This window comes from Methylomonas sp. 2F7, from assembly GCF_057126975.1.
This window is the reverse complement of the sequence record NZ_CP195203.1, coordinates 16,585-37,822: the sequence shown is the minus strand read 5'-3', so window position 1 is coordinate 37,822 and position 21,238 is coordinate 16,585. Positions and strand designations below refer to the sequence as shown.

Annotated in this window: 16 protein-coding genes; all 16 read right to left on the bottom strand. The window is 51.8% G+C overall.

Annotation, left to right across the window (positions count from 1 at the left end):
* Nucleotides 1–106: 106 nt before the first annotated feature.
* Nucleotides 107–2,059: a type VI secretion system Vgr family protein gene (locus ACR64Q_RS00160; protein WP_313733204.1), complete on the bottom strand. Its 1,953-nt coding sequence runs from the start codon at nt 2,057–2,059 to the stop codon at nt 107–109.
* 46 nt (nt 2,060–2,105) lie between these two features.
* A complete protein-coding gene (locus ACR64Q_RS00155) occupies nt 2,106–2,354 on the bottom strand; it encodes a PAAR domain-containing protein (protein WP_026603021.1) in 249 nt (82 codons plus the stop codon).
* Nucleotides 2,355–2,409: 55 nt separating this feature from the next.
* Complete coding sequence (locus ACR64Q_RS00150; RefSeq protein ID WP_020483712.1) at nt 2,410–3,003, bottom strand: DUF6931 family protein; 594 nt, start codon at nt 3,001–3,003, stop codon at nt 2,410–2,412.
* 77 nt (nt 3,004–3,080) lie between these two features.
* On the bottom strand, nt 3,081–3,614 hold the full coding sequence (locus tag ACR64Q_RS00145) for a papain-like cysteine protease family protein (protein ID WP_313733203.1): 534 nt from the start codon (nt 3,612–3,614) through the stop codon (nt 3,081–3,083).
* 469 nt (nt 3,615–4,083) lie between these two features.
* Complete coding sequence (locus tag ACR64Q_RS00140; protein WP_026603018.1) at nt 4,084–4,644, bottom strand: hypothetical protein; 561 nt, start codon at nt 4,642–4,644, stop codon at nt 4,084–4,086.
* Between the two features lie 36 nt (nt 4,645–4,680).
* On the bottom strand, nt 4,681–7,377 hold the full coding sequence (tssH, locus tag ACR64Q_RS00135) for a type VI secretion system ATPase TssH (protein WP_026603017.1): 2,697 nt from the start codon (nt 7,375–7,377) through the stop codon (nt 4,681–4,683).
* 33 nt (nt 7,378–7,410) lie between these two features.
* Nucleotides 7,411–8,466 (bottom strand): type VI secretion system baseplate subunit TssG, encoded by a 1,056-nt coding sequence (gene tssG / locus ACR64Q_RS00130; RefSeq protein ID WP_020483715.1) that lies wholly within the window; start codon nt 8,464–8,466, stop codon nt 7,411–7,413.
* The gene (tssF, locus tag ACR64Q_RS00125) at nt 8,448–10,334 is read right to left on the bottom strand and encodes a type VI secretion system baseplate subunit TssF (protein WP_026603016.1); all 1,887 of its coding nucleotides are present in this window, start codon (nt 10,332–10,334) and stop codon (nt 8,448–8,450) included. The genes tssG and tssF overlap by 19 nt, the downstream gene beginning before the upstream one ends.
* A 2-nt stretch (nt 10,335–10,336) precedes the next feature.
* On the bottom strand, nt 10,337–10,840 hold the full coding sequence (tssE, locus tag ACR64Q_RS00120; RefSeq protein ID WP_026603015.1) for a type VI secretion system baseplate subunit TssE: 504 nt from the start codon (nt 10,838–10,840) through the stop codon (nt 10,337–10,339).
* Nucleotides 10,840–11,646, bottom strand: coding sequence for a type VI secretion system accessory protein TagJ (locus ACR64Q_RS00115; RefSeq protein WP_313733202.1), 807 nt, complete (start codon nt 11,644–11,646; stop codon nt 10,840–10,842). The genes tssE and ACR64Q_RS00115 overlap by 1 nt, the downstream gene beginning before the upstream one ends.
* 60 nt (nt 11,647–11,706) lie before the next feature.
* The gene (locus tag ACR64Q_RS00110) at nt 11,707–12,189 is read right to left on the bottom strand and encodes an Hcp family type VI secretion system effector (protein WP_026603013.1); all 483 of its coding nucleotides are present in this window, start codon (nt 12,187–12,189) and stop codon (nt 11,707–11,709) included.
* Between the two features lie 166 nt (nt 12,190–12,355).
* A complete protein-coding gene (tssC, locus tag ACR64Q_RS00105) occupies nt 12,356–13,843 on the bottom strand; it encodes a type VI secretion system contractile sheath large subunit (RefSeq protein WP_026603012.1) in 1,488 nt (495 codons plus the stop codon).
* A 3-nt stretch (nt 13,844–13,846) separates the two neighbouring features.
* Entirely contained in the window at nt 13,847–14,377 is a 531-nt protein-coding gene (tssB, locus tag ACR64Q_RS00100; protein WP_026603011.1) for a type VI secretion system contractile sheath small subunit, read from the bottom strand.
* A 45-nt stretch (nt 14,378–14,422) separates the two neighbouring features.
* Nucleotides 14,423–15,454, bottom strand: coding sequence for a type VI secretion system protein TssA (tssA, locus tag ACR64Q_RS00095; protein WP_020483722.1), 1,032 nt, complete (start codon nt 15,452–15,454; stop codon nt 14,423–14,425).
* 713 nt (nt 15,455–16,167) lie between these two features.
* A complete protein-coding gene (gene tagF / locus ACR64Q_RS00090) occupies nt 16,168–17,715 on the bottom strand; it encodes a type VI secretion system-associated protein TagF (protein WP_313733201.1) in 1,548 nt (515 codons plus the stop codon).
* A complete protein-coding gene (gene tssM, locus ACR64Q_RS00085) occupies nt 17,712–21,224 on the bottom strand; it encodes a type VI secretion system membrane subunit TssM (RefSeq protein ID WP_231499628.1) in 3,513 nt (1,170 codons plus the stop codon). Before tssM ends, tagF begins: the two co-directional genes overlap by 4 nt.
* Nucleotides 21,225–21,238: the final 14 nt, after the last annotated feature.

The window sequence follows — 21,238 nt, the reverse complement described above, 5'->3', positions numbered from 1 at the left end:
CTTCTCGCGCTCCAGCCTGACGCCGGTCCGGCGCCGCTTATCCCTAAAGTATCCCAGCATAGTCCTTACTCAATCCGTATTATTCTGCGCGGCGGCAAAATGACCATCAGTTAATCATGACCATCCCGCCTTTAAGGGTCAGCATGCCATCACCACTCACCGTGGTCTGCAAGCCCTTCAATTCGGCCTGGGTGTCTGCCTGGATTTTAACGGTCATACCTTTGATCGTTACGCCGCTTTGGTCGATTTTGATGCTGTTGGAGCCCACTTTAAGCTCTATGGACTGCCCGGCTTCCTCGGAAATGCTGCCGGCATTGACTTTGATGGTCCGGTTCCCCTGAGTGACTGTCAAACTATCGTTGCCTTTGTCGATTTCAACGGTGTGATTGCCGGTTTTGACCGTCAATTTATCGTTGCCTTGGTCCAACGTGATGGTGCGATGATTGTAGATGTCCACGGTTTGGTCGCCGGCATCTTTTTTCTCGAAGCCGATTTTTTGCACGTCGTTGTTTTCAACGATACGCGTAAAGTTTTTCTCGGCGTGGATATACAGCTCTTCGCTATCCTTTTTGTCTTCGAAACGAATTTCGTTGAAGTTTTCAGCAGCCCCATTCGGCGTGCTGCGGGTCTTGATACCGCTTTGAGTTTTGTTGGCATCCAAGGCATACGGCGGCATTTGTTGGGCGTTATAAACTCGCCCGGTGATGATGGGGTTATCCGGATTGCCTTCCAGGAAATCGACGATTACTTCCTGGCCGACGCGCGGAATAAACATAGACCCCCAATTATTGCCGGCCCAAATCTGCGCAACCCGCACCCAAAATGAGCTATTTTCATTTTTTGTGCCGAGCCGATCCCAGTGAAATTGCACCTTAACCCGTCCATATTGATCGGTCAGGATTTCGTCGCCGCTTGCCCCGACGACAATCGCAGTTTGCACCCCTTGCACCACCGGCACACGGGTCCGCCGCGGCGGACGGTAGGCATATTCGGTACTGATAACGGAATAGGTACATTGAAACTCGTCCATGCCGCCCGCTTCGGCAATACCATAATCATTATTTTGAATCTGGAATTGGGTGGATACCGTCAGGTATTCGCGGTTTTGATCGGCGCGCGGAAATTCCGACAAGGTGAATTTTTGCCCCACGGCCAGCGTGCGTATATTGCCGAGGGCAACGGTTTGCTCGTGCTCCGCGCGTAGCTCTTCCATACGCAGGCGCGAGTAGCGTTCACCTTCGCTATCCACTTTGAACTCCCCCGGATAATCGTAGACTGTCTTACTGGCTTGAGCGTGTTCGCCAGGCAGCTCTGTGACTTTATCCAAAGGCGCGGTCGTCGCCTCGAAATCGAAATCCTTTAAGCGGTAACTGCCGGAACGAATTTGCCGTCCGAGCCGCCATTGGTAAAAATGCTCCTCGTCGCGTCCGCCCTGATTTGCGGCTGGGTAGTATTTGACCGTGGCCGGTGTCGCTGCCGTCAATTTGGTAATGTCGTCGCATAAAACCAGGGAATGATTACTATCGGTATGCGTGAAGTAATAGTAAATACCTTCTTCTTCGAGCAGCCGGCTAATGAAATTGAAGTCGGTTTCCCGGTATTGCACACAAAAATCGCGGGGCTGGTAAGTGGTGGAAAATTTTGTCGTCACGTCGGTGTAACCGTGCTCGGTGAGGACAGCCTTGACCATGTCCGGTACATTTTTGGTTGCCGGCGACGGCGATAAAACCCGGCAATTACTGGCTTGCGTCAGTAACCACACTTTCGGATGCACAATAGCCCGGTAGAAATACAGATCGCCGAGCATGCCGAATTGGTTAATCTGCGTGACAATGCCGTTGAACGGGCGTAGCGCGCCGTTATCAAGTTGCAATTTGACGGTAATGCTGGTGCCCAACACCGTTTGCAGATCAATATCGCCGTTCTCGCTCAGCAATTCCAACTCGTACTCAAACAAACTGCTCAATTGTTCTTTACCAGTCATCCGATACAGCACAAAGGTATCCGCACCGGCGGCCGTAACCACCGAAGCGGTGCGAGATTCTTGAGAAAGTGGCATGGTGAAATCCTAACGCTAAAACGATAATTTTTTGATAAAGCCGGCGTCAGCCACCGATCAATACCGTAGGGTAACCAAGGACAATGGTGCCGCCATGGGCGCACATATCGCCCATCCTGGCGGCCGGCATATTGGCTATCAAAACCGTCGCCGAGCCTTTGGCAATAGTATCCGGCGGGCCGACGCACGTCGCCATGTCGGTAGCGCGTGCTGCCGGCATTTTGCCTATCATCACCGTGGGCGCACCAGGAGGCAAAATCGGGCCACCGACGTGCGGCACGGGGCCGGTAAACATTGGACAAACATGCATATCAGTTATACGTGCAGCTGGCTGTCCCATCGCAATCTCCTTAAGCGGCCTGCCAAAGTCGGCCGTTACCGCCGTTGGCAATATCAATAGCCTGATCGATAAAAAACTGGTATTTCTCATAGGCTTTTTCCGGCTGGGTCAATACCGCCGCCAACATCACCGCACCGGCCACCGCCTTGGCCGTCAGATTGTCCGCCGGAGGAACCGATGGTGCATCTTCCGGCGCCATGCTGCCATCGCTCCAAAACGCCGCCATGGCTGCCCATGCGGCAGGATTTTCGAAAGACGCACTGTGCGCGGCCGCGTTGGCGGCCCGGCGATTCGGTTCGGTTGGCTTAAATACCCATAACTCCGCAGCATCAAGCGCTTTAACGACTTCAGGGGCAGTTTGCGGGCTAACCACACTGCGCGCAGAAAGACAGGCCCACCAGGTCGCTTCCCGCTTGGGTAGCGCTCTGGCCAAAAACCGCACTGCATCGGGATAAAGTTTCTGCTCGAGCAGCGTATTCAAAAAGTCAACCGGAGCAGGATCGGCAACCAGACCTGCAACTGCCTGCTGATCCAATTGAATATCCCGGCAAATCGCCGAAGCTTTAGGAATTGATACTTTTGTTAAAGATGCCGCGCCTGCCATGTATTCCCCACTTTCCGTTCACCTTATCGATACAAATCTGAAAACCATTCGCTAAATTCACAGTGTCTACGGCTCTTTTACCTTTTTTGGTGTGGCTGGCCCTTCCTACGTATCAATGCTCTATTTCCCCACATTAACTTAGTGTTGAAATCATTTAGCGACATCCGAGAGTTTGGCGCATTTTCCGGATCGTGGTAGATCACTTGATTCTTATCAGTGTCCACACCGATGACAACGGAAACATGTGCTCCGGGAGCTCTCCATGACATCATCAAAGGTCCATATTCTTTAAGCAATTTAGCAAGCTGCCAACCTTTCCATTTTTTGTCAGCGGGCTCTGGAACTTCTTCCAATCCTTCGTTCTGCATCATTTTCAATTCAGCAGCGCCGCCGATAGGAAAATGACCAACATCTGTGCCGTGTATATTTTTATCGAGCGGCTTATTAAATAACTCAGGATTACCTAAACGAGGGCCTGCTTCAAAGTAATAACCCACCATACATAAACTAGCATACCAGCACCCAGTAGGGTCATCTCTGGCTGTAGCAGGATCGACATGTGCGCCAATGCCGAGTTGCGTTACAAAAGGTACATCTAAATAAAATGACATGGCAGTTCTCCAAATTTATAACAAAACTAATGGGGATTGCCCCAGTTGGTTTGGCCCCAAAAATAGCCTTATCGGCTACCCATAAAAAACGGAATTAAGCCTTAAGGCGGTTTCACAACAGCAAATCGTCATCCAACCCAAAATAAATCGATACCGTCTGAGCAAACAGCCGGAACAAATTGCCGCCAGCCTATCCCCAGGTGGATTGTCGTACGGCGAATCCTCCATACGACCGTTTTCAAAAATTTGCACGGGGCTAGCGGTTTTTCTGCATGTATTCAGCATGCGTGCCTCGAAAAGACATTCCTCCAAGCTAGGTAGAAAATCTCATGCTATCTGCTTTTGTTTCGGAATGTGCCGGGGCCCCAGTTCTTCGAAAACATCTTGTAACTAATGCATATAAAGCCTGTTAGGCGAAAACGATCTGCCAATCAGCCCAATATGCAACCCTAAATAAAAAACCAAGTTGTTATACCAATTTGGTTTTGCCGTCTATGTAACTTTGGGATGAGGGAAAGTGCGTCACTATTTGAGCGTTGGCCGCACCACCGCCGGACTCAATCGCCACGGCGATATAATTACAAGCCGTGGCGGCTCCTCCGTTTCCGTAAAGGGTCTGTCCGCCGTAACCATCCGGGAACGTTATAGCAACAACAAATCGTGTCGCGGTACCTCCTTCCCGGAATTCACCAGAACCTTTTGAAGCCTCCCCCAAGGCATGGCTAAGAAGCTTCCAACAATCATTTATGTCGACAGGATGGTATGAGGTCTCTATCGTCATTTCATATTGCTTGAGCTTCTTGGGCGTAGGTCTTACATACAACACATCGTTATCCGTCTTTCTGGTCCACTTTTCCTTGACCTCTTTTCTCCAGTAGTAGCCACACACCGGTTTGTGATTCAAGGCAGCAATCGCGTTCTGCTTACTCCAATGACTCTTGTCATGGAATTTGGCATTATTGGCTACAGCATTGACAGAGCCGTTAAGCGCCTTGGCTGCCGCGATTGCATCACTTTTAGATACTGGCATCTCAAACTCCCCTATAAAAAACTCTTAGTATTCGCATTACAAAGATTCAAAGTCATAGCCAAACTCCCCACCAATAACCTGTACATGTACCCGTCCAATCTCGCGGCCCTCCATCATCCTTGTCAAAAACTCCTCGCTAATCTTCGGCAACACAGTATTGGTCAGGATCGCGTCTATCATCCGGCCACCGCTTTCCAACTCGGTACAACGGCTGGCGATAAGTTTGATGACCTCGTCGTCGTAAGTGAACGGTACTTTGTGCGATTCTTCGACGCGCTTTTTGATCCGGCCCAATTGCAAACGGGCGATTGCGCCTATCATTTCGTCGTTGAGCGGGTAGTACGGAATCACTACCAAACGGCCCAGCAACGCAGGCGGGAACACTTTTAACAAGGGCTCCCGAAGAGCCTTGGCAATGCCTTCCGGCTCCGGCATTAAATCCGGGTCTTTGCACAAGTTGGCGATTAGGTCAGTGCCGGCGTTGGTGGTCAGCAAGATCAAGGTATTTTTAAAATCGATGACCCGGCCTTCGCCATCTTCCATCCAGCCTTTGTCGAACACCTGGAAGAAAATCTCGTGCACATCGGGATGGGCTTTTTCCACTTCGTCCAGCAACACGACGCTATAAGGCCTGCGGCGCACCGCTTCGGTCAACACCCCGCCTTCGCCGTAACCGACATAGCCCGGAGGCGCACCTTTCAAGGTGGAAACGGTATGCGCTTCCTGGTATTCGCTCATGTTGATGGTGATGACATTTTGCTCGCCGCCATATAAGGTTTCGGCCAGCGCCAGCGCGGTTTCAGTCTTACCCACACCGGAAGTACCGGCCAGCATGAATACTCCAATTGGCTTGTTCGGGTTATCCAGGCCGGCTCGGGAAGTCTGGATGCGCTTGGCAATCATCTCCAGCGCATGGCGTTGGCCAATGATGCGTTGCTCCAGCAAATCCGGCAGTTTCAACACGGTTTCTATTTCATTTTTGACCATGCGCCCAACCGGAATGCCGGTCCAATCTTGCACGACCGCACCTACCGCCTGTTGATCGACGGTTGGCAAAATTAGCGGCGACTCGCCTTGTTGCGCATGTAATTGGGCCTGCAAGGCTTTCAATTCAGATAGCCAGGCATCGCGGTCATTGGCCGCGGCATCGGCATCTCCGGACGGTTCGGCTGCATCAACGGCATGCCCAGCCGATCTGAGTTTGCCGCGCAATTCCAAAATTTTTCCGACCAACTCTTTCTCAGCATTCCAACGCTCTTCCAAACCGCTTAGGCGCTGTTGTTCAGCTGCCAGTTTTTCATTCGCCACCTGCTCCCGCACAGTCACTTCGACACCTACTGCTTTTTCCCGGCCGATGATCGCTAACTCGGTTTCCAAGGCTTCTATGCGTTTACGGCAGTCGTCCACTTCGGCGGGCACCGCGTGTTGGCTAATGCCAACCCGGGCACAGGCGGTGTCCAACAAACTGACGGCCTTATCCGGTAATTGCCGGGCAGGTATATAGCGGTGGGATAGTTTGACGGCAGCTTCCAGCGCTTCATCCAGAATCAACACCTGGTGATGTTTTTCCTGCACTGACACCACGCCGCGCATCATGCCTATCGCTTTGGCTTCACTAGGCTCCAACACTTGCACGACTTGAAAACGACGGGTCAAGGCCGGGTCTTTTTCGATATGTTTTTTGTATTCTGCCCAGGTCGTGGCCGCGACGGTGCGCAATTGCCCACGCGCCAAAGCCGGTTTTAATAGATTGGCTGCGTCGCCGGTACCGGCCGCGCCGCCGGCGCCGACCAAGGTATGGGCTTCATCGATAAACAAAATGATGGGTTTGGGCGAGGCTTGCACTTCTTCAATCACTTGCCGCAGGCGGTTTTCGAATTCGCCTTTCATACTGGCGCCGGCCTGCAATAAGCCGACATCCAAGGTGCGCAAGCTCACATCGCGTAGTGACGGCGGTACGTCGCCGGCGACGATTTTCAAAGCAAAACCCTCGACGACCGCAGTTTTGCCGACGCCGGCCTCACCGGTCAGAATCGGATTATTCTGCCGACGGCGCATCAGAATATCGATGACCTGTCGAATCTCTTCCTCGCGACCGACGATAGGATCGATTTTGCCGTTACGCGCCTGCTCGGTCAGGTCGACCGTAAATTGTTTCAGCGCTTCCTGCTTACCCATCGCCGCCGGCGCAATCGCGCCGCTGGCTTCACCGGGGGTAGCACCGACCAACGAACCATCATTGGCAACCAAACCGTCTTCCGGTGAACCCGACACAATCTTCGGCAGCTCGTCGGAAACGGTATCCGGTTTGAGTTTCTCAAACTCTTTGGAAATGCCTAGCAACTCGTTGCGCAAGGATTTGGTTTTCAACATACCGACCAACAAATGGCCGCTACGTACTTGGGCTTCGCCGAACATCAGCGTGCCGAATACCCAGCCACGTTCGACGCTATCCTCGATATGCGGTGAGAAATCGGAAATAGCCGTGGAACCGCGCGGCAGGCGGTCCAGGGCGGTCGTCACGTCCTTGGCAATCACCGAGGCATCCAAACCGTAATGTTTGACCAAGCGGTGCAAATCGGAGTCTTGCAGTTGCAACAGTTGGCTCAACCAATGCACCAGCTCGACATAGGGGTTGCCTCTCAGTTTGCAAAACACCGTCGCGCCCTCGACGGCTTTGTAACAAACCTTGTTCAATTTCCCAAACAACTTGACTCGGCTAATTTCCGCCATGGTGTTTATTCCTCGCTAAAGTTTAAGTGTGGTTCAGCAGGCAGCATCAGCCTGTATAAACGGATTAAGCGTTAAATCATCGGCATCGCTTTCATCGCGACGCGGCCCCAACCAAGTACTCCAACCCAATTGAGCATCACCGTTCATGCTATTCGCACCAGTCGTTTCAGGTTTTCCTAAGGCCAGCTCTTCCGGTACTTCGGTTTTTTCCAGAATCAATTGTGCGTCCCAGACCATTTCGTCACCGGCATAATTACGGACAATAGCCACCAATTTGGGCAACAGCGCCCCTCCCGGCAGCAACGCCAAATACAGGCTACGGCGCAACGGCCCTATCACGACACGAAATTTATGTTGGCAACCCCAGACGCTGGCGCCGATTACGACAGAGCTCCCCAGAGAACAGGTGTCTGTGCTCCAGCCCAAACGCGTTTGCTCACGGGGCTGAATGTCCATCCACTCGCCAACGAATTCAGCAACGCGGACCGGCACTTTAAAAATATCCGAGACAATGGCCTGTAAACCTTCAGGATGTTTGGTCTGTGCGGCAAAATGCCCGGCATAAAACAATTTCCCCCGGTCTGTCAATGCGTCCCGATTCTGAAACGGCGCACCGGAAAGACCCAGCATGGCCCCAACGTAAAACCCGAAGCGATCGGAGTCCGGCCGGTCGTAATGCACTTCAGGCCGGGCGTTGGCCCAAGCCCGGTAAAACAAACTAATCATCCGATGATGGAATACATCGGCGAAACGAGAGAAAGTCGGATCGTGATGGTGGCGCTGTCGCTCCCGGGCGTATTCGGTCAAATGCAGCGGCAACGGACCATTGGGACCGAACAACCCCATAAAATTGACTGCCAATCTCGGTTTAGCCGAACCGATGCCGGCTGGAGAATAGTAATCGACTGCGGTAGCAGGAAATTCCAGCTCCGGCTCCTGGGAAAAACGCACTGCGTCATCAACCGCTTTGACGCTGGTACCGAAACGCGGTTTGTCCCTGTTCATGCATTCGATCAAGCGCACCGCCTCAAAAAAATCGAAGCGCGACGCATCCTTCGTCAATTCACCGATTAAATCGTGTGCCGACATCCCATCCTCGCAGGCCAGCGCGCCACTTCACCGCGGTCGGTGGTACGAACCACCGTCTCGACGAAAGAATTGATCGATACATACCGAGCGAAAAAGCGCTCCAATACCGTTGCCAACAGAAAATAGCCGCCACCTTCAAACGCCGACTCGTCCAGCGTGACAGTAATTTCCAAACCGCGCCCGAACACCATCGGCCCCTTGGCATCGATGCGTCTGACTACATTTTTGGAGGCTACGGAAATCACGCCCTCGATCTGCTTCTTGATGGCCGGTTCACGTTGATCGGCATACAGGCCCAATAATTCCCGCAATGCCGCCGCGCCGGTCTTGGCATCGGTATCCAGCAGCGACAGATAGTTCAGTGACAAATGATTGATTAGCCGCCACACGGTATCCGCCTCATAAGCAGCGGGCAACGGCCGGGTCGGGCCGGCGATGCAACGTATCGACTTCACCGGCGCACTAACCTGCAAAGTAAAGTCGGTATCACCTTGACCGACAGGCATCACCAGCGGCAAATCACGGTTAGTGCATAATGTTTCCAAACCCAATTGCGCCAATTTACTGGAATAAGGTGTCTGAGCCGCATCGACCAACGACACAAAAACTTCGCTGCCGATATAACTGGAACGTACGCCCTTGCGGCGCTGATTGGATGACAGCACCCGATTCACGCGCCGTAGACTGAAAAATGCGGTTTCACCTGCGTGTTGGTAGGACGCTTTAGAGCCGTAAAAGGGCAAAAAGACCTGCTCATTACCCTGATCAGCACCAAAACCAGTGGCTTCATTGACACTATGCACTTCGTAATCCATCGGCCGGCTGCGATCCACCACAACGTGATATTCAGACTGACGCTGGTCGATATGGATCCGGTCGGCACGTTTAGGGAACAAGTTGATAGCCGGCACGCAGAACAAAGCCAAATTGTTCTGATCCAATACGTTAATCAGTTGCGGCTCGCTGCGGTCAAACAGCACGAACAACTCAATTTGTTCGCTATCGCAGGCGGCCGCCAGATCGCCGAGTCCGCTAAGTTCGACAAATAGATAACGATCCGGGAAAGCGAAATATTCCTGCAATATTCGATAACCGTCGAACGAGCGCGGCGTCTGTCTGAGTAAAGCCTCGTCCGGTTCGAAACCCAGCCCGCGTATTGCGCCAGCAGATAGCGCACGAATTTCCGTCGAGGCACCGTTATGGAAACTGCCGACGATGCCGCTGGCATTCGCCAGCAGTTGTTCGTACAAGCGATACGGGATATTACCGACACCGCGCAGAAAGAGCGGCAGCCGGTCCAGGGCAATTTCGTTGAACTTTAAACCGCCGACACTGTTCAGGACGATACGTAATGCCGCCTTGACCGGTCTGCGAAAATGTTTGGCCGTCAAGCCGCGACTGGAAACGGCGGCCAAACTCGGCAGATATTCAATTTGGCCTATTTGCAACGGCAACAGTTGCACGTCTTGCGACGTACGGTACTCGCAGGCGGTTTGTTCGCCTCTGGCGATCTGGCTGCGCAACACCGTATCCTTGGTTATCGTGACCCCCTCTGCCAGAGCCGCTTCGGCAAAATCCGGTTTTAACTCCACCACGGTCATCGAAGGCGTAGCCGACAAATAGTGTGGATAGATAATCTGCAATAATTGCTGGGTAAAGTTGGGGAATTCGGAATCGACCTTCAATTGCACCCGAGCAGCCATAAAGGCAAAGCCTTCGAATAAGCGCTCTACGTAGGGGTCGGAACATTCGAACGTATCCAACCCCAAGCGATTGGCTATTTTCGGAAACTCTGCGGCAAACTCCGCGCCTACTTCACGGACGTATTGCAATTCGCGGTTATAGTATTTAAGCAGCCGGGGATCCATCGTTAACCGTCCAGTTCCTTCACGCTGATTTCGCCGGTTTCCAGATCCAGATCGCTGCGAATGTATAAATGTATTGGCAACGGCTGCGCCCACAAATCGCCTTCGATACGAAACGACAGCGCCTTGTGATTCATTTGATCATCGGCTTTTGCCAATTCCACCGACAGCGAATCCGCCAAGATTCTCGGCTCGAAATCGTTAATCGCCTGCCTGACTTTGCGTTCGATCTTTTTAACGTCGATCCCGGTCAGCGATACGCCGGAAAGGACCGGCGTTCCGTAATTCAGTACCGAACGCGCTACAAACGGATAGTCGGCCAAATTGACCATGCTCTCGAACGCCGCGGTATTAAGCAGCCAGCTTAAATCACGTAATACGCTTTGCCGCAACTGGCGTAAGGACATCACGCGTTGCTCGCGGGTTTCCGCGCGTTTGTCGGGAGCTTCATCGGTCAACCGATCCAGCAAGGATGGTTGAAGACGTTCCGCATGCAGTAAATCGGCCATTATTCAAGCCCTGCCGGCGCATTGAATTCTATAGTACGGACATCCAGCAACGCGTAATCGTCGACGTCGGTGGCCAATAAGCGTTGTCCCTTACCATGCATTACAGCGTCGGCGACTTCGTTCCATTCGGTTAGACGCGACAGGCGGATGCGAGCGTCCGAGTCGGCTTCCGAGCCCGGATATCGGCAAGGTATCAAGCCGCTGGCTTCGCCGCCATTGATCCAGGTAAATTGCGCCGGTATCCATACCAAATCGCGTAAATCGGTGGGTTTTTCCAGCTGTATCTTGCTAATCTGCATAAACGGCACCCAGTAATAGCGGCCATTGACGATGGCCTCCAACACCGGCCCCAAACGGCTATCAGCGTCCGCTAACCACTCAAACGGCGTACCGTCCAGCGCTCCGGCAGTAGCCGGTGCCTGCTGCAAAGCCTCTGTTCGTAACGCTGCGGCCTGCTGAAAATCACCGCTGTTTTCCCGTATTAGGGCTTCTAGCAGTAAAGCCAACCACGCTGGCGGCTCGCCAAAAATCAGCGGCGTTTTGCGTGCGGCAAACACGTCCTTGCGCAACGCTTCGCAGAGTAAAACTTGTTCGTAGGTACTAACCATCAATAAGGTGGAGGCGTCCAAGTCGCGCAGCACATTAAGCTGATTTAGCGCCTTGTCCCATAAGCCCTGCACGCAATACAGCTGAAACAGCAGGATCCGAGATTTAGGATCGGCCGGATTTTGTCTGATGTGCTGCTGGGTCTGCTGCAATGCCGCGTCCAGCTCGCCTTCGGCGATAAGACGTGAAACGTCCTGCATACGATTCTCCGATGAGTGTAAAAATAACCCCAGTGGTGTTGGTTCCACCGGGGTCGGGGATTACACGGTTTCGTTTTTCATCAAGTTCCAGCCTTTGAATGCGCCGGCGGCTGGTGCTTCGCCTTCGCCGAAAGTGTTGTACTTCATTTTTATTTCGTTGAAGTTGATGGATATGCTCTCGTGAGGGCGGTCACCGCCGCTGGATTGGCTGTAGCCGCTGATGATAGCGTCGGCCAGTTCGATTTCCAGATACACTTGACCCTTGGCATCTGCGCCGCCGGTTTGAATGAAATGGAATGTTGCTGTGCCTAAGCTTTTGCCGCAGATAGACTGCATCCACAGGTCCACGGACGCGATGTCCATGCTTTTAGTCAGGGTGACTTCGGAAAACGAAGGATTGCTGGTATCGCGGTCTTTGCCGACGCCGCTGGTGGAAATAGAACGACCTACGCCCATTTGCAAACTGTCTACGGTAATCCAGTCCGTATGGCTGGCTACGGTGCTATCGCCTTTAATTTCTGTCGCGAATTTTAATAAGATCATAATGCTCTCCTTTCGAAGTTAGTGATAAAAATATAAACGGGTATCCACCCACAGATTTACAGCTCCGGCAAGCCGGGATATAAAACGACTTACCGCCACTGCCGGGAATTTCGTATTACTACCCCGGCAACTAGCGTACTTCCTAGCCTTATTCAACGAATAGGACCTAACCTTTTTGCGACGGTAATTTAGATGTCAGTCGCAAGGAAACCGTCAACCCTTCCAACTGATAGTGCGGCCTCAGGAAAAACTTAGATTGATAATATCCAGGATTACCCTCGACTTCCTCGACCACCACTTCCGCACCAGCCAATGGTCGACGCGCTTTATCTTTTTCGGTGGCCACTGCCGGATTGGTCAACACGTATTGGCTGATCCAGGTGTTCAACCACGCCTGCATGTCTTGGCGCTCCTTGAACGAGCCGATTTTGTCTCGAACGATGCATTTCAGGTAGTGCGCAAACCGGCAGGTAGCAAACAAGTAAGGCAGACGCGCCGCCAGATTGGCGTTGGCGGTAGCATCCGGATCAGTGTATTCAGCCGGTTTTTGCAGCGATTGCGCACCGATGAATGCGGCGAAATCGGTATTTTTTTTGTGCAACAAGGGCATGAAACCGCTTTTGGCCAATTCCGCTTCACGGCGGTCGGTAATAGCGATTTCGGTCGGGCACTTCATGTCGACGCCGCCTTCATCGGTCGGAAACGAATGCACCGGTAATCCTTCCACTGCGCCACCCGATTCAATACCGCGAATCTGCGAACACCAACCGTAATATTTGAACGAGCGATTGATGTTGACTGCCATCGCGTAAGCAGCATTAGACCAAGTATATTTACTGCTATCGGCCCCAGAGGTATCTTCCTCGAAATCAAACTCTTCGACCGGATCGGTTTTCGAGCCATAGGGTAAACGGCTCAGGAAGCGCGGCATAGCCAAACCGAGGTAACGCGAATCTTCGGACTCCCGCAACGAGCGCCACGCCGCGTATTCCGGCGTTTGAAAAATTTTGGTCAAATCGCGTGGATTGGCCAATTCAGACCAACTTTCCATTTGCAGCACCGATGGCGCCACGCCGGAAATGAACGGGGTATGCGCGGAGGCGCTGATTTTTGCCATCTCGCCCAACAATTCCACATCTTGCGGACTGTGATCGAAATGGTAGTCGCCCACCAAGCAACCGAAGGGTTCGCCGCCAAACGTGCCGTATTCTTCTTCGTACAATTTTTTGAACAGGGGGCTTTGGTCCCAGGCAGTACCTTTGAATTTTTTCAGCGTTTTACCCAGCTCGTTTTTGGTGATATTCAACACCCGAATTTTCAACATTTCGTCGGTTTCGGTGTTGTTGACCAAGTAATGCAAGCCGCGCCAAGCGCCTTCCAGTTTTTGAAAATCGGGATGGTGTATGACGAGATTCAATTGTTCGGTGATTTTCTGATCCAGGCTGGCGATAATCGACTGGATCGTTTTAATGGCATCGTCGGATACTTTGGAAACATCCTGCAACGCGTATTGCGCCAGCGTTGTTACTGCGGTATTGACCTGATTGGCTGCCTCGGTGCCTGGTTTGAACTCCTTGGATAATAATGCGGAAAAATCGTCCAATTCCAGGGTTTGGGTAGCGCCTTGTCCGCCTTGGGTTTCTAATTCAGCCATGGCTTACTCCCCTTTTCCTTCAGCCGCATCACCGCCTGCTTCCGCCGGTTTCGCCGAAGCAGCCAAGGTTTGTAACAACGCGGGGTCGTTAACTAACTTCGCGATTAATTCCTCTGCGCCGGTTTTGCCGTCCATATAGGTAATCAAATTGGACAACTGGGTTCTGGCTTCCAACACTTTGTCCAAACCTGCCACTTTTTTGGCAACGGCTGCCGGAGAAAAGTCATCCATACTTTCGAACGTAATGTCGACGTTCAAATTGCCTTCACCGGTCAAGGTATTGGCAACTTGAAACGCGACCCGCGGTTTCATCGATTTCAATCGATCATTGAAATTATCGACATCGATTTCCAACAATTTACGATCAGCCACCGGTGCCAACGGTTCAGCCGGCTTGCCGGACAAATCCGACATGACGCCCATCACGAACGGCAACTGCACCTTTTTCTCGGAACCATAGAGTTCGACATCGTATTCAATCTGCACCCGGGGAGCCCGGTTTCGTTGTATAAACTTCTGACTACTTTCAGCCATTGTATTCTCCGCTTGACATTAAGAAGGACTACCAAAAATCAGTTTCTAACTCGGGTCGGGACCCTTTATCGCAGTTATTTGGGAAAGCGCATCCGGCATTAAGTTTTGGACGATTTCCAGGAAATCCGCGTTTGCCAGATGCTTGGCCCGGCGCAACAAAATGGGCACGGGACTAGACGGCTCGTAATCCGCATAATATTTACAAAGCGCATCCAAAGTTCTCACCACATCTTGACGCGACTCAATAGCACCGCCCACTGCTTTGGATTTGACTGGCTTTACATCATTACCTGCCTCGGCGGTGCTGCCATCGTCGATTGCCTCACTCTCGACATCGCTAGACAACCGCGACCCGGCGTAATGATCGAAATCATCCCGGACTTCCTTCAGTAAAGCTTTCAACGGCGTCAATACCGCGCCTTGGCTGGCTCCGACTTTTTCGTTAACGAAAGCGTCGATCCGCTCGACAATTTTGATGCTATCAAGTACCGCCTGATAATTATCGGTTAACGCCGCGTCATCCATATCCAGAAAAGCCGCGTTGATAGCGCCATTGTCTGGCTTTGCAAGGCCCTTGGGCACTTCCAGCCGGTCGGTTGCATACTGAATGTCACGCAAACAAAACCTGCCGATTGCTTTCGACTCAACCAGCACCGCCAAACTTAGGGGCCTGATTATCAGGTCGAAGCTGGCAAGCTCTTCCAAAATATTGATTCGCGACGTCGGATCCATACCGTCGTCGGGATCAAGCTGAGGGTGTATGGAATCCCAATAACGAGTCAAAGATTCTTCCAGAAAGCCCAGTCCATCGCGAAAACCTCTCCAACCTTCAACGTTGATCAGTGTCCGGATCAAGTACAAAATGACTTGCAAATCTTTGGAACGTTGCAACAACGCCAAGGCCTCTTTATAGACCTCGCGCCAGTTAGGCGGTAGCGCTTTCTCTCCAGAAAACTGATTTTCCGGGGTCCCTAAAATATTGGTGTCCAACGCCACTCTGGCATTGTCATACTCAAGGTTATCGCCACAAGGCTGCTCGGCCGAAACAGGTTCTAGTAATCCGGACAAATCCGCCATTTTTACGCCTCTATGGTCATGCAATTGTTAACATCAACCGATTGAAAAGCTGCAACGAAACCTTGTGCCTGGCGCCCCGTTTCTTACAATCGACCCAATTCTATACTGCCCCGGACTTGTTACGCCTTTATTAAGCCCAAAACTAATTCGCATTAGTCTAGTCGGTTTTTCATGTCACGCTTTAAACTAAAACAACCCTAAATGTCGCAGAATCTTATACCTATCAATTTGCATTTGCTCATCAATAGGTAACTCATCTTTATCATTTAACATGCCAACTTATGAACCCATCGCCAAGCAAACTATAAGACATTGAAATAAAATAACTTACAACTGAATCAGCGTATTAAATCGCAACATGGACACACCATTGCAAAGACAAGTCGGCACGATATTTCGTAACGGATACGATATTCGGTACTTGCGGATGGGCTACCGAGATGGGAAATACCGTTTTCCATTGAGAAAATCCGTCTAGTGTTTCGTGGCGCTAAAACCTCGCGGTCTTAGCGTCGCCAAATGATCACATCGGCTTCTTCACGTCATTTGGTCTATCTGCACTAAGCACTCATTGACAGACATTACCCAAAGACACCACCGAACACCGCCGCCCGTTCGGGAATTCACGCGTTTATACAATTGTTGAATCGTATTTTCCCAAAGATGCTTGAAACCTAAGATTCCGGACTTTAGGACAACATCCTGATTTCGGCTTAACCACTAAATTCGGCGACTAATACGGTAATGTTATCTCGGCCGCTTCTGCTTAACGCCTGGTTAATCAGGGCTTCGGCGGCCGACTGACAACTTCCTAAGCCCATCAATTCCGCAATCTCGGCTTCCGATAACTCTTTATCCAAGCCATCGCTGCATAGCAGATAACGATCACCGCCGGCCGCCTGAAAGCGCAGCACATCCAATGCCAGCGTCAATTGCCCGCCCACCGCGCGGGTAATCACATTCGCGCCAACTTGTTGGGCCGCGACTTCCCGGGTCATCACACCGGAATCCATCAATTCGTCAATTAAGGTATGGTCGCGGGTAATCTGCGTAAACTCGCCTTGGCGCAATTGGTACAAGCGACTGTCACCAGCCCAAATCGCCGCGCACTTGTCCCCCTTAGCCAGTAAGGCCACTACCGTGGTTCCGACAATACTGCCTTGCTGAATGCCCGAGGCAAAGCGGCATAAATCTTCGTTGATCTTATGTAATTTGCGGGAAACCTCTTCGACCTGATTATCCAGGTTTTCGGTAAATTCCAACGTCGATAGAGAATCCACCACCAAGCGGCTGGCAACATCGCCGGATTGATGCCCACCCATGCCATCAGCAACCACCCATAAGCCCAGTGACGGGCAATCGAGCAAGGCATCTTCATTATGCTTGCGCTTATTGCCGACCACTGTAACCCCGTAGGACGCCCACATTGTCGAGTTAGGCGGCGTTAAGACCTGACTCGCCGCAGCGCCTACCGCAGATGCACTTGGCTCGCTCTCGATTTTTTTGACACTTTGGTCTTGCCGATAACTCTGCACATGCCAAGATCTGCCAGCCTGCGGCATACCCTGCAAAAAACTCGCATAAGCATCGATAGGCGGCAAACCTTCGCAAACCAGCAAACTCGGACGATTCGTCTGGCCGCCTTCACTCGCCCAAATGCTGTAACCGGGCATAAAGCGTTCCAGCAAACTCTGACTCAAGCGTGGAAACACTGCATCCGTCTGATCCAGGCCCTCCAAATCGAAACGAAACGCGGGCTTGCCGTTGGATGCAGCCAAGCCGCCGTTAGAATCAGCTTGAAAACGCTGCGGCGTCAGGCTGTCAGCCGAACCGATTTCCATCAGCCCCTTATCAAACCGATCCAGATCGCAGGACTCGTTCAACACCGATAGCGCGGCGTCTTCCAATTGTGCAAACCAATCCGATTCCGGCGAAAACAATGACAGCAACGATTCCGCACTTACAGCTTGCGCCAAAGTCAACGGATAATAGCGGCCCACCCTATCGACGCTGGGCATCATGACACCGGCCCAGGCACTCGCACCGCACACACCCGGTCTCAGAGCGAAACGCCAAAGCGGGCTAACCAAAAACAAGGATAACCAGCTCTCTCCTAATGTTTCCTGGCTGGAACGCATAGAGGCTTGTAACCAATTATCCCATGGCTCGATAAAGTGCCTGGGCAAGCGCCGACTGACAAAATCCCCCAATCCCGGTACTTTCCCAAAAAAGCCGACGCTCAGCCCATCCATAGAATTCATAGCGACTCCGGGCAACGGAAACTTTGATATTCACTGATGCCAAATGGATTATTGACGCTGGCTGCGCGCAATTCGAACTTAGCGGTATAGCCCTCCAGTTGTACGGTCAAATTAAAGCGGTCCGGCAAGCCGGTAGGCTGGATATTGAACTCGTCGAACATTCTAAATAGTGCCCAAGCCCCTTCCTTGGACTTGCTAAGCTGTTTGCCATCCAAACCTTCAAACACCACTCTGACACCGGCACTGTTATTGGTGCCGGGCCACTGAAACTTGGTAAGTTGCTCAGGACCGTGGCGATAAACCAACTCCTGGCCTTCGACATTTAATCTGAAGGTACTGACTTTGTCGTCCAATGCCAAGGGTTTTAACTCGAATTGCACTTGCGGCACCGCGCCACCACCGGGAAAAAATGCGTCACGAATTTTCGCGGCGATCTGAAACTGGCGAATACTGGCTGCCGATAAACCTAAAGCCTTATCAGAGCTGAGTTCCTGCCATTGCACCGCTGTAGTATCGACAAATGCCTTGAGATTCGTGTTAAAAAATTGATCGACAATCCCGTTAGCGGCAAACACTTTGCCGAAATCAGCCATCAACACGTCCTGCTGAGTATTTTTTGCAAACGGATAACGGCCGGCCAAAGCGCTTTTGCAGGGCATCGTCACCGCGGTTTTCAACATTTCATTGAGTTGCCCTTTCGCGCCGGTTTTGATTTGTTGTCCGCCCGTGCTGGTCAACGCGTTCAGTGAGGCTGCAACCGGACCAGGTAAACGGGCAAATTCCATTTTTGCGGATTGCAAAGGATCGACACCACCGCCGGCAAACCGCGCCGCCTCAGTAGACAAGGCTTGGCCACCGCTATTGGGTGCCGAACCAATCTGCATCAGATAATCGTGCAGATTTTTGATACTCGCCATCGTCGCATTGATCGGAGCCGGCCTATCGGCTGCACCCCGCACTTGCATATTGTAAGGTTCGAAGTAAGTCTCCAAGGCCTTGACCGGGTCAACACCGCCGTCACTTTGCTTAGCCATTGCCAACAGTTTTTGGGTAGCGGCTTCCGGAACCGCCAAGGCGCCGCCTGTGGATTTTGCCAACGCATCGGCCAATTCGGACGAGAGCTTGCTTAACGCGGTATTTTTTTCGACCAGTTCCAATAACAACTTCAATGGCGAATCTGGACGCGACAGCAGATCCAGCGTATCTACCAGCTGATTATTGTTGAGTTGCGGACGGAATTTAACCGCCGTCAGCACGCCATCCCAGGTCTTTTGATAATCCCCCAAATACAGGCGTTTGAAATCGCTATATAAACGATCCATTTCGACAGGCGTACTTGCTCCGTTTACGCCGAGCACCCAATTCTGTTCACTGACTTCCTTGACGTAAACCATGCCTTTTTTCAGAAACAACTCCGTATAACCGTAACTGCTAAACAGACCGGGCACAACCAAGGTATCCAATTCCTTGCCGTTCGCAGTAAACACTCGGCCGCCGTTCGGTGCCAACTGCCCGGCGACCGAAATGTCGTGACTGCGATCAAATAGCGCCTCGCTTTTAAAGCGGCTATACAGTTGATTGACCAAGGGAATTTGCGTCAATTTATTGCGCACCGCGTCAACAAAGCTGCTGTCTAGTGCGGCCGGATCCAAATTCAAAGCCAACAAATTATCCAGATGTAACTGCAATTTGGCTTGAGTCTCCGGGTCGGTGGCAAACATTTGCTCCCAATCCAATTTCACCCAAGGCTGCGCAACCTTGGCGTCCATCCGTTGCGGCTCGCCGAACATCAAATAGACGCGCAACAGTTGATAGAGTACATCCAGATTCTTGCCTTCATCGCTTTGCATACGTTCTTTCAAGCGCAGCGTAATCAAGGCCTGAAAATTTTCGCGAAGTAAGCGTTGATAGGCAATATCGATAGCAGAATCGATTTTATCGCCCTGATATAAGCCAAATCCGCTGCTCCAGCCGGTTTGAGCATAAACATCCTTGGCGGCTTGCAGGGCATTTAGCTTCGGCAGCAACGCCAAGAAGCCGGAACGTGAATCTGTTGGAGAAAGATTACTGGCTCGGTAAATTTCTATCTGTTTTTCGACATCGGCAATCGCCGACTTATTGGTGGCAAAACTGACCATCCACATCACTACAGCTATCGCCACAATCACAAAGGTGGCAGCAAAGCCGGCTAGGTTCATCAAACGAAAACGCCGCTCGACCTTTGGATCCACGCCAACCAATTCGGCTTCGGGAAACACTACTTGCTTCAGAAGCTTAGTCAGAAAATAGCTTTTACCGCGCCCGCTCATTAACGGTGTTGCTTGCCTTTCCAATCTAAAGCTTGAGGCCAACGCCGCCATCACCCGGTCAATCGGTGTCCCTTCCTGGGTGCCGCTGCTGAAATACACGCCGCGTAACAAGAAAGGCTCTTCGTAGCGATTGGTGGAAAACGCGGCATCCAGAAACCCGATTGCCACCGACTTAAACAGCATCATTTGTTGCGGAAAGTCGAAAATAGCCGTACGCCGCTGCACATCGCGCTCTTCCTGGATACGCTTCAATCGGCGTTGTACCAACCTTTCGGTCAATTCGTCATAGGCCTTTTCAAATTGCAGTAAGTGAGCGGCCAGATCTTCTTTATCGTTATCTGCACGAATAAACGTCTCACCCCACACCTGGCTGCGCTCGTCTTCCGTTAAATTGGCGAAAAAATCGCTAAACCCCGCCACGAGGTCGACTTTCGTAAACAATACATAGACTGGCAATTGCACACCCAGTTGCGCATTAAGTTCCGTAATCCGCCGCCGAATTGCTGCGGCATGTTGGCGTGATTCTTCCTCAGTCTGCTGGATTAAATCGCTGACGCTCACCGCCACAAATACCCCGTTCAGAGGGCGGCGTGGTCGGTATTTTTTTAACAGCTGCAAGAAACCGTGCCAGGCCGTAGCATCCACTTCTTGATGGCTATCTTGGGTGGTATACCGACCGGCGGTATCCAATAACACCGCTTCGTCGGCGAACCACCAATCGCAATCCCGCGTGCCGCTGACGCCTTTTACCGAATGCTTGCCCAAGCGTTCGGCCAAGGGGAAATGCAATCCGGAATTGATTAGCGCTGTGGTTTTGCCGGAGCCCGGTGCACCGATAATGGCGTACCAAGGTAATTCGTAAAGATACTGCTTCCGGCCGCGCTGTTTGGAGCTGGTGGTTTTCAGTAATGCCAAAGCCTCATCGAACCCCCGACTCAACACATCCAGCTCGGCTGCGGAGGCCGTTTGCGCATCGTTTGCATCGGCTCCGCCAGCCAAATCGGCCATTAAACGCTGCTCCCGCTTACGCGATAACAGCCACGCGACCAACCGGTAAAGCAACCAACATCCGAATATGAAGCTTATGGTTATAATCCGGCTTAAATCGGTTTCCAAGGGCACACTGCTGGCAATTGCGATTAAAGGCCCGATAAACCAAATCAGTACCGACAAAATCACGATACCGATCAGTTCAAGCACCCACTTTGTTATAA